The organism is Clostridium sp. KLE 1755 (assembly GCF_000466465.2).
GTDB lineage: Bacteria > Bacillota > Clostridia > Lachnospirales > Lachnospiraceae > Eisenbergiella > Eisenbergiella porci.
In genome coordinates this window covers 1-12,823 of record NZ_KE992690.1, presented here as the reverse complement: position 1 = coordinate 12,823, position 12,823 = coordinate 1, and the positions used below count along the sequence as shown (strand labels likewise).

The following is a 12,823-nucleotide window of genomic DNA, read 5'->3' as shown; positions in this document are numbered from 1 at the left end:
GGGGCGGTTTTCCAGCGGCTCCCGATCCCCGCCGCAGACAGAACGCATGGCATTTACACAGCCTTTCGCACAGCTACATAATAACCCAACAGGAATTTGGAGGTCAATAGTATGGTTAAATTAACGCCGCCCATGGGCTGGAATTCATGGAATACCTTTGGAGAGAACATCAATGAAAAACTGATTTTTGAGACAGCGGATGCGATGGTGGAAGCAGGGCTTCCCCGGATGGGCTATGAATATCTGGTCATCGACGACTGCTGGTCCCTGCGTGAGAGGGATGAAAAAGAAAGGCTTGTGCCGGATCCTGGGAAATTCCCCAATGGCATGAAGGCTGTTGCGGATTATGTGCACAGCAAGGGGCTGAAATTCGGTATGTATTCCTGCGCCGGGAACCTGACCTGCGCCGGTTATCCGGGAAGCTTTGAGCATGAGTTCATCGATGCGGAGACATTCGCGCAGTGGGGCGTGGATTTCCTGAAATATGATTACTGCTATCACAGCCCTATCATTCATGGGCAGTACCTGTACAGACGCATGGGGCTTGCCCTGGAAAACTGCGGCCGTGATATCCTCTTCAGCGCCTGTTCCTGGGGAGCGGATCAGACCCATGAGTGGATCAAGACCTCCGCAGCCTCCATGTGGCGTTCTACCGGGGATATCTTCGATACATGGGAGTCCGTAAAGGATCTGGTAAAGCAGCAGGAGAAGCTGCATCCTTATAATGGCGTGGGCTGCTTCAATGATATGGACATGCTGATCGTTGGCATGTATGGCAATGGAAATGTGGGCCTGAAGGGCTGCAGCGACGTGCAGTACAAGACACATTTTTCCATCTGGTCCCTGCTTGGCTCACCGCTGATGATCGGCTGCGATGTGCGCAGTATGACGGAGGAAACGAAGAAGATTCTGGGAAATGAAGAGCTGATCCGTATCAACCAGGACAGCGCCTGCCGTCAGGCCTACAAGCTGCAGGGAATCTGGGCCGGGGACGATATGCTCATTTATGCAAGGCAGCTGGAAAACGGGGATCTTGCGATTGGCCTGTTCAATATGAGTGAGGAAAAGGCGGTTGCCAGATTTAACCTGGATGAAGTGGGCCTGGGCTTTTCTACAGGAAAAACACTGGAGATGAAGGAAGTGTGGAGCGGCGAGTGCATTAAAGTGAAGAACGCCACTGTTTCCAGGGAGCTTGCACCGTTTGACTGCGAGGTATTCCGGGCAAAGGTGGTTGATCTATAATGTCCGCGTGCTTTCAATGCGGTAAAGAGCTTACCTACAATGAAATCGGCGCATATAAAAAGTTCGTGAACAGGGGCGCGGCGGAGTTTTTGTGTAAAAGGTGCCTGGCCGGACGGCTGGATGTGCCGGTGGAGCTGATTGATCAGAAAATAGAGCATTTCAAACAACAGGGTTGTACCCTCTTTATTTAAAATAAAAAACGGCAGGTTAGCTGCCGTTTTTTTGTTGCCATAAAAGCCTGGAAAAACGTCGTTTTTATGCTGCTTTTTTAATCACTCATCTTCTACGTGGCGGGGGACGCCTATGGAGGAACCCGGCTTAAGCGATGCGGAAAGCGTGATAGAAATTGGAACATCCTCCGGATTTTCCAATCTGCTGAGAATACGTTTGGCCGCATAAATTCCAAGCTGTTCAAGCGGTTGGGCGACTATAGTTAAAGGGGGATGCGTTACTCTGGCCAGCCCCATATCATCGAAACCAATAAAGGAAATATCCTCTGGAATCCGGATATTCTGTTCCTTCAGGGCAATAAAGGCACCCAGTGTCATATCGTAATTCGTGGGAAAGACAGCCGTCATATTCGGATTGCCTTTTAGCAGGCGGCATATACCTTCATATCCTCCTTCCAGAGTAAAATCACCACAGACAATAAGGCTGTCATTTAGGGGGATTTTGGAGGACGCTAATGCCTGCCGATAGCCTTCCAGACGTTCCCGTGAGGTGGAATAGTCAGTGGGACCGCTAATCAGGCCGATCTGCCGGTGCCCCTGGTCGATAAGGCTCTGAACGGCTTTGCGGGCAATGCAGGTATTGTCAATCAGAATATTGTCGATCTGCCCTTCCAGCCCGGATATCATACGATCCAGTACAAGAACAGGAACCTTTTTCGATAATGCAGGTTTTAAATGTTCTCCTGTTGTACATACGGGCATGTTAATGATACCGTCTACCATTCTCCCTAACAAAAACTGTACAAGACTGCGTTCAAGAGCGGCATCCGTATGGCAGTCACAGATCATGATACTGTAATCATGCTCCCGGAGGAGAGTCTCCATTTGGACAAGAATGTTTGTTATAAAAAGATTATTCAGATCCGGAATGATAACCCCGATAATATGTGACCGGTTCAGTTTAAATCCCCGGGCATACTCATTCACAGTATAATCAAGCTTATGTATCGCCTGCTCGATGGCAATGCGGTTCTTTTCGCGGAGTTTTGCGCCGTTCAGATATTTCGATATGGTGGCGGTGCTCAGGCCGGTTTCTTTTGCAATATCCTTCAGCGTAGCAGGCATAGTAATACTCCTCATAAAAAATTAAACGATTTACTTTTTGTTAATAATATCATCCAAAGGTTTTGGTGTCAAGAATAGAAACCTATATTTGATTCTAATAGTTTGAAGGCTAAAAATAAAAATTATTAGTGCAGATTGCATAAATATTCTGCTTGACAAAGCACATGTAGGATGCTAATTATATATATAACAATTAACATTTGGTAGGGAGGAGGAAATATATATGGCGGTGAAAGCTACCAGGGTAAAGGGGACGGTTATGTTAAACCAGCCGAATGCCAAGAAAAGTTTGGGGAAAAGGATATCTACGGAGGTAAAAAGGCACTGGCAGTTATATGTGATGTTGATTTTGCCTGTTACCTATCTGATTATTTTTGCCTATCTCCCTATGGGCGGGGCGGTTATTGCGTTTAAGGACTATTCTATCCGGGGTGGAATCTGGGGGAGCGACTGGGTAGGATTAAAACACTTCAAAAATTTCTTTACCACACCGGATTTCAAGGTTTTGATGAGAAATACGCTTGCACTCAGTTTGTACAGCCTTGTAATCAGCTTTCCCATGCCTATCCTCCTTGCGTTGGCAATTAATGAAATGCGGGGGCGGCATTATAAGAAAGTCGTTCAGATGGTTACCTATCTCCCTTATTTCATTTCCACAGTAGTGTTGGTAGGTATCATGCAGAATATTTTTTCGATCAGGACAGGACTGGTCAATAATATAATTACTGCACTGGGAGGGACGGCAGTTGATTTCATGGGAAAACCGGAGCTCTTCAGAAGCCTGTATGTATGGTCGGGTGTCTGGCAGGGAATGGGATACAGCGCGGTTATTTATATTGCGGCACTTGCGAGTGTTGATACTTCCCAGGTAGAGGCGGCGATCATTGACGGCGCGGGCCGTTTCGCAAGAGTGTGGAATGTAGATATTCCCGCGATTATGCCGACAATTGTAATTCAGCTGATTCTGGCGGTAGGCAGTATTATGAGCCTGGGATTTGAAAAGGTATATCTGATGCAGAATCCGGTGAATATGCAGTTTTCCGAGATTATTTCCACTTTTGTTTATAAGCGTGGTCTTATCAATTTCCAGTATTCATATGCGACGGCAGTAGGATTGTTCAATTCCGTATGTAATCTGGTTCTGATAGTACTTGCAAATATGTTTTCGAAAAAAGTAAACGAGACCAGCTTGTGGTAAGGAGGCGGCTATGGCAAAGACAATAAAAAAGAAAAATATGTCTGTCCGGTATTATACGAAACCGAAGGATTACATATACATGGTGCTTGTGCATATTTTGTGCGCCGTATCTGTAATATGCATCTTGATTCCATTGATTTATGTTGTGGCGGCCTCTTTTTCGTCGCCGAAAGCACTTCTTTCGGGCAGGGTTTTCCTGGTGCCTGTGGATTTTACATTGCGTGGTTATAAAATGCTTTTAAAGCATGAACTGCTTGTAACCGGATTTTGCAACTCCCTTTTATATACGGTGGTGGGTACTGTGATTAACCTGGTTATGACGGTACTGGCGGCTTATCCGCTGTCACGTAAGGATCTGGCGATCCGTAATCCGGTTATGCTTTTGTTCACTTTTACCATGCTTTTTAACGGCGGTATGATTCCCACCTATATTCTGATTAAAAACCTGGGAATGCTTGACACCATCTGGGCACTGGTAATACCGACCTCTATTTCGGTCTGGAACCTGATTATTACACGTACCTATTTCCAGTCCACAATTCCCGGGGAAGTACAGGAAAGCGCCAGCGTGGACGGCTGCGATGATTTTACCTTCCTGATTAAAATTGCAATTCCTCTTGCAAAGCCGATTCTGGCAGTAAATGTCCTGCTGTATGCGGTAGGCCACTGGAATTCTTATTTTAACGAAATGATGTATCTGAGTACGAATACCAAGTTCCCTCTGCAGCTTGTCCTGCGGGAAATCCTGGTTAATATGGGCACGGCAGGTATGACGCTTGATGTTACGAAACAGCTGGAGATGCAGGAAACAAAATATCTGCTGCAGTATTCAAGTATTATTGTTGGTTCTGTGCCGGTTATGCTGCTTTATCCTTTCGTTCAGAAATATTTTGTAAAAGGAATTATGGTAGGGGCGATTAAGGGGTGAGACTTGTTGGGTTGTGATCTGAACATTTCATTTTCGGGAAAAGAGTGGGGTGTCAGAATAAATAAAAAGGAGGAAAAGGTTCTATGAAGAAAAAAGTGTTGGCCTTGCTGTTATCCGCATGTATGGTAATAAGCATGGCAGGATGTTCATCCGGGGGGAAAGAAACCGCTGCTGGTAATACAGGAGGAGGCGGAGGAGAAGGCGCAAATGCAGCAGCTGAGGCGGGAGATACCTCCTTACCGGAAGGCTTTAACGCTACCGGCATGCCGATCATGAATGAGAAAATCACACTGAAGGTATGGATTGAAGGCGGGGCGGATATTGATTGGGAACAAAACCGGTTTGTAAAAGAGATCGAAGAAAAATCCAATATCAAGCTTCAGATTATTTCAACTCCTCTTTCCGATGCGCTCCAGAAGAGAAATCTGATGCTGGCCAGCGGGGATTATCCGGATCTTATTCTGACTGACTGGCCGACGGTATTTACAAAGTCGGATATTATGCAGTATGGGGTGAAGGAAGGGGTCCTGCTTCCCATTACGGATTATATTGATAAGTATGGCAACAATATGAAGCGTATTTTTGAGTATAATCCCAGCTACAGGGACAGATGTGTTGCACCGGATGGAGAAATTTATGGATTTGCACGTTTCTCGGAGTGCTACCACTGCAGCGCATATCCCAAGATTTATCTGCGTCAGGACTGGATGGATAAGCTGGGGCTGAAAATGCCTGAAACTACCGAAGAGCTGAGAGAAGTATTAAGGGCTTTCGTAAACGATGATCCTAACGGAAACGGAAAGAAAGACGAAATCGGTATGCTCGGCGCCACTACCTGGAATACGATGGTTGAATACGCATTGATGGGTATGTCTTTCCAGACAGTAAAACCTGATTTCTGGCTCAGCCTGGGCGCTGATGGAAAATCTGTGGAATTTTCTCCTTCTACAGATGCTTACCGTGAAGGTCTGCGTTATATTAAGAGCCTTTATGATGAAGGACTGATTGATGGTGCTTCCTTTACCCAGAAGGAGGATCAGCTGGCACAGACAGTCAGGACAGAACCCCATGTGGTTGGAATGTATGTCTGCGATCATGCTGGTATGGGTTATGACAATAATGATCCTGTAGAAGCAGAAAATTATCAGATCCTGATTCCCGTGGCAGGGCCGGATGGCTTCAGACGTCAGGGACAGAATGCGAATGAAGGTGAAGTACAGGGATTCCATGCGGTAATTACAGATGCCTGTAAGTATCCGGAAGCAGCTTTCCGTTTGATCGATGAGTTCTTCTATGATGATGATTATAATATGGAACGTAAGTATGGGGAAAGAGGTCTTGGCTGGGATTATTGTCCTGAAGGAACCAAGAACGTATTTGGCGGTGATGCCAGATATATTGTAAACTCTCTTACAGAAGATCAGAATGCAGAGATTAGTAAGGGCACGATGATGGTAGGACCGCAGGCTGACCTGGCTCCTTTCCGCCTTTCCATGCTTCCCGAGGTGGATGATATTTATCAGCCCGGAAACTATGAACAGCGTATTACTCTTGATACCCAGAAGGTAGAACAGTATATTCCGAAGGAAAGACTGGATTATACGGTATTTATTCCTCTGGACATGGCAGATGACTATGCTGAGATTCAGACGAACCTGAATAGCTTTGTCCGTATGGCTACCGTTCAGTTTATTACAGGTGAGCGTGACATCGAAACCGGTTGGGATCAGTATCTGAGTGAACTTGATTCTTACAGAGTTGATCGCTATATTGAAATATATAAGACAGCTGCCGGCAGATAAAACGGTTAAAACGGTCAGGCTTCCGGGAAACTCCGGAGCCTGGCTGTTTTTTAGTTACAGATATTTGTTCTTAGGTTTAGGGAAGGAAGGGACACAGATTATGGAATTATGGTACAAAGAACCGGCGTCTTATTGGGAGGAAGCGCTTCCGCTGGGAAATGGAAGGCTGGGGGCAATGGTATGGTCAGGGACAAAGCAGGAGAAAATTTCGTTAAATGAGGATTCGCTGTGGTCAGGTTATCCCCAGAACCACGATATTCCCGGAGCATCGGAATACTACAGGCAGGCACGCCGGCTGGCCATGGAAAAGAAATATGAAGAGGCGCAGGCGCTCCTTGAACAGAATGTGCTTGGGGAATTCACACAGAGCTATCTGCCGTTGGGTGAACTGACCTTGGATATGGTCCATCCTGAGGGTGAGATCCAAAACTACCGTCGGTCATTGGATCTTGGGAAGGCGCTTTCCAGACTGCAGTATTCGGCAGGGAAGGTAAATTACGTGCGGGAAATGTTCGTCAGTGCGCCGGATCAGGTTATGGTGATGCACATTTCAGCCGACAGGCCCGGCATGGTTTCCCTGAAAGCAGGTTTTTCCTGCCAGCTTCGGGCAGAAGTATCCACGGAAGAAAACAGAATGATCCTGGACGGAATCGCTCCCTCACAGGTGGATCCATCCTATGTTGATTCTCCGGATCCGGTTATTTATGAGGAAGCTCCGGAAAAGAAAGGAATGCGGTTTTGTGCGGTATTAGCGATTGAGCCTGTGGGCGGGGAAGTAAAAAGGCTGCCGGAGGGACTGGAAGTAAGCAATGCGGACAGCGTTACACTGTTTCTGGCCGCCCGGACAAGCTTTAACGGTCCGTTCAGGCATCCGTTCCTGGAGGGAAAACCTTATAAAGAACCTTGTTTCAGGGAACTGCTTGCCGCACAGAAGTCGGGGTATGACAGGCTTCTGGAACGGCATGTGAAGGAATACCAGCAGTATTTTAACAGGGTCTGCCTTGACCTGGGGCCGGGAAGAGAAGACCTGCCGATTCCACAACGGCTCGCCGACTGGGAAAAGGATGTGGATCCCGGGCGCTATGCCCTGCTTTTCCAGTATGGGCGTTACCTTTTGATTTCAAGTTCCCGGCCGGGAACGCAGCCGGCAAATCTCCAGGGAATCTGGAATCAGCATATGCGCGCCCCATGGAGTTCCAATTATACAATTAATATCAATACGGAAATGAACTATTGGGGAGCGGAAACGGTGAATCTGCCGGAAATGCATGAGCCTTTAATGGAGCTGATTAATAACCTGAGGGTCAGCGGAGGAAAAACAGCTGAAATCCATTATAATGCCAGAGGGTTTGTATCGCATCATAACAGTGATATATGGTGTCTTTCCACTCCGGTGGGAAACCGGGGGAAGGGTACGGCAGTGTATGCCTTCTGGCCTCTGTCGGCAGGCTGGTTAAGCGCGCATGTTTATGATCATTACCTTTTTTCGGGAGATTTGGATTTCCTGCGCCAGACAGGTTATCCCATTATCCGGGATGCGGCGCGGTTTTTCCTGGATGTCCTTGTTGAAAATGAGGATGGTAAACTGATTTTTGCACCTTCCACTTCGCCGGAGAATCAGTTTGTCTATCACGGCAAACCATGCGCGGTCAGTCAGACGACCACGATGACGATGGCAATTATCCGGGAAACATTGGGGAATGCTGCGGCCTGCTGCCGGTTATTGGAGACAGATCAGGAATTTCTTGCAGAAACGGAAGCGGCGCTTGAACGTCTTCCGGAGTATCGGATAGGATCACGCGGCGAATTACTTGAATGGAATGAAGAGTTGGAGGAAAACGAGCCGACACACAGGCATTCTTCCCATCTTTACCCTCTTTATCCCGGCAGGCAGATTTCCGTGGAGAAAACGCCTGAACTGGCAGAGGCCTGCCGCCGGACGCTTGAACTGAGAGGGGATGAAAGCACCGGATGGGCGCTGGCCTGGAGGGTGGCGCTGTGGGCCCATCTGCACAATGGGGAAAAGGCTTACAGTATACTGAAAAAGCAATTACGTCCTGTGGACGGAAGCGATCCCATGAATTACCGGCAGGGAGGAGGGTGTTATCCCAATATGTTCGGCGCACATCCTCCGTTCCAGATTGATTCCAATTTCGGTTCCTGCGCAGGCATTGCGGAAATGCTGATGCAAAGCACAGAAAATGAGATTGCTCTGCTTCCTGCGCTTCCCAGGGCTTTGGGAACAGGCATGGTTTCCGGACTGTGTACGCGCGCCGGGGCAACTGTTGCCATAAACTTCAGGGAGGGCAGGCTTGAAAAAGCAGAGCTGAAGGGAACAAGGCCGCAGGAAAGGGAGATGACTGTCTGCTATAAGGGCAGGAAGAAAAAAGTCATCCTCAAAGAGGGAATGTCAGTCAGTTTAACGGAGGCAGATTTTTGACAAATATGCGTAAGGTTTTTATATGCTTCTTTTCCATGCTTTTGTGGTTTGGCCTTTCCGGATGTGCAGAAGCTGAACCTGAACAGCCGGAAAATGTGGAAATACATTTTTTTTATAATCAGCCCTGTGCTTCCTGCGACGGAACAAAAGAGCTTTTTGAAATAGTATCGGAGGAACTGGATGATGTTTCCGAACTGTATCCTTATATGGTGTCCGTTTATAATGTATTTCGCAAAGAAGATGCGCAGATAAGGGATTCTGAACTTAAAAAACTGGGGTTTCAGGAAGAACTTGCAGGCTCTCTCACTTACCCGATTATGACTGTAAATGGAAATATTTATTTTGGGACAGATTCCATTCGTTCATCCATCCGGGAAGCCTATCTGACTGCGGGGGAGGATTTATTTGTTTATGGCAGAGGCGTCTATGATCCCACTAAAAATGAGACGTTAAAACAGCAGCTTGAGGATTATAAGCTGGAAAAAGGCAGCTCGTCTGTTGTTTATTTCTATCGGACCGTATGCGAGGAGTGTATCAGGACCAGCGGGGAGGTTCTGGATTTATTTCCGGAAACTGTAGTGGTGGACGGCGTTTCCTATCCGCAGCAGATAATCAGGATCAACACCAGGTCGGGAAGAAATACGGAAATCCTTCAGGCATTTTTTGAAATGTATGAGGTGCCTTTGGAGGATCAGATGGTTCCGATTGTGTTTACCGCCCGGGGATATCTGGCAGGCTATGAAGCGATTTCTTCCGGGCTGTATACGGAAATGGAACAAGGGGCCGGGCTTGGGATGAAATATCCGTCGGAAAAAGGTATTTTTAAATGATTGTGTAATGTAAGGCGTTGCGGTGAAGAAATTCCGCAGCGCCTTTTTGGCAGGGATATTTGAGTTTATGAAAAGGCAGGGGAAAGAATGTTGTTAACAAAAACACTTGCAAATTTATAGATTAGCGGTATAATAAAAACTAACCAGTCAGTTTTTATTATTTCAAGGAGGATTGCAGTATGTTTGAGAACAAAAGATCGCAGTTTCTGTCCGTTAATGTTATAATTTTTTTCAGCGGGTGTACCATATTGTTTCTTATCAGCCAATTATACAGTGTTTTGCAGGTATCATTAATTATGAAGGGGGCCGGTTCCGTATTGTTGCTAAGCTCGGTAATGACTGCAATGGTGGTGCCGAGGATTTTTCTGCTGCCGGTTGCGGGATTTTTGACGGATAAGGCGGGGGTATCCAGGACGCTTACGGGCGGGACCGGGATATTGGGAATTTTGCTGGTTTCCCTGGCTGTTGTGAATCAGGTAAATGCGGTAAATAAATATACTGTTTTTATATATGCGGTTTTGTTTGGAGGAATCAGCGCGGCTATCCTGCCGGCGCTTTATTCTGCGGTTCCGGCGCTGGTAAGCGGGGGAAATCTGCAGAAGGCAAATTCAGTGATGCAGTTCATCAGCCAGGGGTCATTGCTGGCCGGGCCTCTTTTTGCCGGAATTGTGATTGGAAAAATGAGCGATAATGCCTATGTGTTAATGGCGTTGGCCTCCATTGCCGCACTGTTTCTTTTTTCAAGGGTAAAATATAAGGAAAAACAGGGGCAGGCGGAGGTTCCGGAAGGCTCCCGGGCAGCTGTGCAGGGATCATATAAGGATTTATTTAAACTGCCTGTGTTATTATTGTTATTGGGCTTTACGGCCATTCTGAATTTGTGTGTCATTGGCCCCCAGCAGGTCGGATTTCCTGTCGTGGCCATGAACTGTCTGCCCGAAGGGGTGGACGGATATACGAAGCTGTTGTCCATAACGGGGCTGGGTTCTTTGATAAGTGCTGTTATCATTGGAAATATGAAGCGGAGGGAGAACGGGCAGTCCATCCGGCTGATACTGTGGTGTTCCCTGGCGCTGGGCGCTGTATGGAGTGTTTTCAGCTTCGGTTCTTCAAGGCTGCTGATTCTGGGCGCCGCGTTTGCGGCAGGGCTTTTATTGGGAATCATAAATGTGCTGTTTATTACAGTACTTCAGCAGCTTACGCCTGATTTCCTTGTGGGAAGGGTGATGGGCATTCAGTTTTTGTGTTCGGCAGGGCTTCAGCCGGTTTCGTATATGCTGACCGGAGTGGTGCTTAATCAGTTCAGCATCAGCCAGCTTTACCTTATATCAGGGGGAAGCATTATTCTTATTACAATTGTTATATTGGTTTATAGTTATAAAAGTAACACGATGTAAGGGCTGTACACCGTATACCTGAGATATGGTCTGCGGAAGTGATCCGGGAGCGCCGAAATCCGTCGCTTCAAGAGATTTGGGATGGATTTTCACAGCAGCCCGGGAGAAAAGGAACAGCTTCAAAATTAATGTATGGGGAGGAATCAGAGTGCCTAAGATATCGGAAGAAAAAAAGAAACAGCGTCAGAAGGATATTTTAAAAACCGCTTTAGGGCTTTTTTCCAGCAAGGGATATTATGCCACGTCTATTGATGATATCACAAGGGAAGCGGGTATCAGCAAGGGATTGGTATATACTTATTTTAAGAGTAAGGAAGAGATCTTTTTCGGGCTGGCGGAGCATTGGGATGAGCTGACGGAGAATCCTTCTCTTAAGGATGCGCTGAGCCGGGTTATTACCGATAATATGTCTTTGGCGGAAAAATTAATCTGTGTCTGGGATGAAAGTGTAAAGCAATGGACGCAGGAGGATCTGGTTTTTGCGCGGATTAATTTTGAATTCTGGCTGGAGGCTTCGAAAAACGAAGCGCTCAGGGAAAAAATGAAGGAAAGAGCCAGAGTCAGCCTGGGTATGGTGGAGGAAATCATCCTTAAAAGCAGACCGGAGGTTGATCCTGCTGCCGCCGCCGCTTTTTCAAGGTTATGGTGGTCGCAGATAGACGGGCTGGCCGCTTATTTTGTAAGCAATCATATTTTGCCGCCGGAGAGGGAGATGGCGGGGATCAGGGATATTATACTGCATATGTGCAGATATTTTGATGAGCAGGCTTAAAAAAGGATGAAAAACTGTGCGGCCGGGAACGGAGCGTATAAATAAAAACAGGAAGTGCCGTATATTGTAAAAAAATACGGCGCTTCCTGTGATACAGGGCTTTACGGTATGCAGGCTTTCAGTATAAAATCTCCGGCTTCTTCAAAAGCCCTTGTTCGTAGAGGACGTAGGAATCGGTCCAGCAGGGAGGTTCTGTAATGAAGGAGGCGGGGGAGTAGGAGTATTGGCGTTTTTCAGGGTGGTGCAGGGGGCCGAAGGTGTTCCGGCGGGTGAGGATCAGCCGGATGGCGTTCAGGTCCCGGATGAGAGCCTTGTGCGGGGGAAAGGCCAGGGGCACTTCTTCTTTTCCGGAAAGCTTCAGGAGGGCGCCTCCAAAGTCGGGGGCGGTTACGCTGCAAAGGGTGTTTTGCAGGCCTTCTATGTGGTAAGTGATGGCGCCGGAATAGAAGGGAAGGCCCTGGGGAGTGATGTCGCCTATGGTTATGGTTTCGGGCAGGGTGGTGAGGGTGGGGCGGTTATTGGCAAGCGTTACGCCGAACTCTCCCAGGAGGTAGACGGCTTCGATACCGCAGGTGCTGTAGTAGTCCATAACCAGAGTGATGGTGTTGGCTCCGGGGCGGAGAACTTCGTCTGGCAGGGGAATTTTGTCAAAGCAGATGTCTATCCATTTGCCGCTGCTTTTCCGGGGGATTTCCCGGCTGTTTATGAGGATTCGGCGGATGTGCTCCAGATCCTCCAGGGCGAGGGAAATTCCGGTGGGCAGGGCGTCTATGTGGAACCGGTAGGTCACGGTAATGGTGTCGCACAGCCGGGTGCTGCCGCCTTTGTATTTTACCTGATACCAGGGCTGGAGCATTTCTCCGCCGCGGTAGGGCAGCCGGAGATGGTCCCGGAGGGCGCGGTCGGCTTTGAGCACTTC

General features: G+C 47.6%; 11 protein-coding genes. 9 read left to right on the top strand and 2 right to left on the bottom strand.

Going from position 1 to position 12,823, the window contains the following annotated elements:
* Positions 1 to 111: 111 nt before the first annotated feature.
* Both HMPREF1548_RS09060 and HMPREF1548_RS09055 read left to right on the top strand, forming a co-directional pair.
* Positions 112 to 1,242, top strand: coding sequence for a glycoside hydrolase family 27 protein (locus HMPREF1548_RS09060; protein WP_021635695.1), 1,131 nt, complete (start codon positions 112 to 114; stop codon positions 1,240 to 1,242).
* The gene (locus HMPREF1548_RS09055) at positions 1,242 to 1,433 is read left to right on the top strand and encodes a hypothetical protein (RefSeq protein ID WP_021635694.1); all 192 of its coding nucleotides are present in this window, start codon (positions 1,242 to 1,244) and stop codon (positions 1,431 to 1,433) included. Before HMPREF1548_RS09060 ends, HMPREF1548_RS09055 begins: the two co-directional genes overlap by 1 nt.
* Positions 1,434 to 1,514: 81 nt before the next feature.
* On the opposite strand, the gene HMPREF1548_RS09050 is transcribed toward HMPREF1548_RS09055, so the two are convergent.
* Complete coding sequence (locus HMPREF1548_RS09050) at positions 1,515 to 2,537, bottom strand: LacI family DNA-binding transcriptional regulator (RefSeq protein ID WP_025489003.1); 1,023 nt, start codon at positions 2,535 to 2,537, stop codon at positions 1,515 to 1,517.
* 223 nt (positions 2,538 to 2,760) lie between these two features.
* Between HMPREF1548_RS09050 and HMPREF1548_RS09045 the strand changes: the two genes are divergently transcribed.
* From HMPREF1548_RS09045 to HMPREF1548_RS09015, 7 genes are all read left to right on the top strand, one after another.
* A complete protein-coding gene (locus HMPREF1548_RS09045) occupies positions 2,761 to 3,735 on the top strand; it encodes an ABC transporter permease (protein WP_021635692.1) in 975 nt (324 codons plus the stop codon).
* Between the two features lie 10 nt (positions 3,736 to 3,745).
* On the top strand, positions 3,746 to 4,663 hold the full coding sequence (locus tag HMPREF1548_RS09040) for a carbohydrate ABC transporter permease (protein WP_021635691.1): 918 nt from the start codon (positions 3,746 to 3,748) through the stop codon (positions 4,661 to 4,663).
* 83 nt (positions 4,664 to 4,746) lie between these two features.
* Complete coding sequence (locus tag HMPREF1548_RS09035; RefSeq protein ID WP_021635690.1) at positions 4,747 to 6,465, top strand: extracellular solute-binding protein; 1,719 nt, start codon at positions 4,747 to 4,749, stop codon at positions 6,463 to 6,465.
* A gap of 100 nt (positions 6,466 to 6,565) precedes the next feature.
* A complete protein-coding gene (locus HMPREF1548_RS09030; protein ID WP_157065653.1) occupies positions 6,566 to 8,905 on the top strand; it encodes a glycoside hydrolase family 95 protein in 2,340 nt (779 codons plus the stop codon).
* Complete coding sequence (locus HMPREF1548_RS09025; RefSeq protein WP_035321637.1) at positions 8,902 to 9,735, top strand: hypothetical protein; 834 nt, start codon at positions 8,902 to 8,904, stop codon at positions 9,733 to 9,735. Before HMPREF1548_RS09030 ends, HMPREF1548_RS09025 begins: the two co-directional genes overlap by 4 nt.
* 179 nt (positions 9,736 to 9,914) lie before the next feature.
* A complete protein-coding gene (locus HMPREF1548_RS09020; RefSeq protein ID WP_021635687.1) occupies positions 9,915 to 11,132 on the top strand; it encodes an MFS transporter in 1,218 nt (405 codons plus the stop codon).
* A 148-nt stretch (positions 11,133 to 11,280) separates the two neighbouring features.
* Positions 11,281 to 11,904: a TetR/AcrR family transcriptional regulator gene (locus HMPREF1548_RS09015; RefSeq protein ID WP_162162453.1), complete on the top strand. Its 624-nt coding sequence runs from the start codon at positions 11,281 to 11,283 to the stop codon at positions 11,902 to 11,904.
* A gap of 118 nt (positions 11,905 to 12,022) precedes the next feature.
* Here the strand turns inward: HMPREF1548_RS09015 and HMPREF1548_RS29915 are convergent.
* A partial coding sequence (locus HMPREF1548_RS29915) for a hypothetical protein (protein ID WP_035321636.1) occupies positions 12,023 to 12,823 on the bottom strand: 801 nt, incomplete at its 5' end.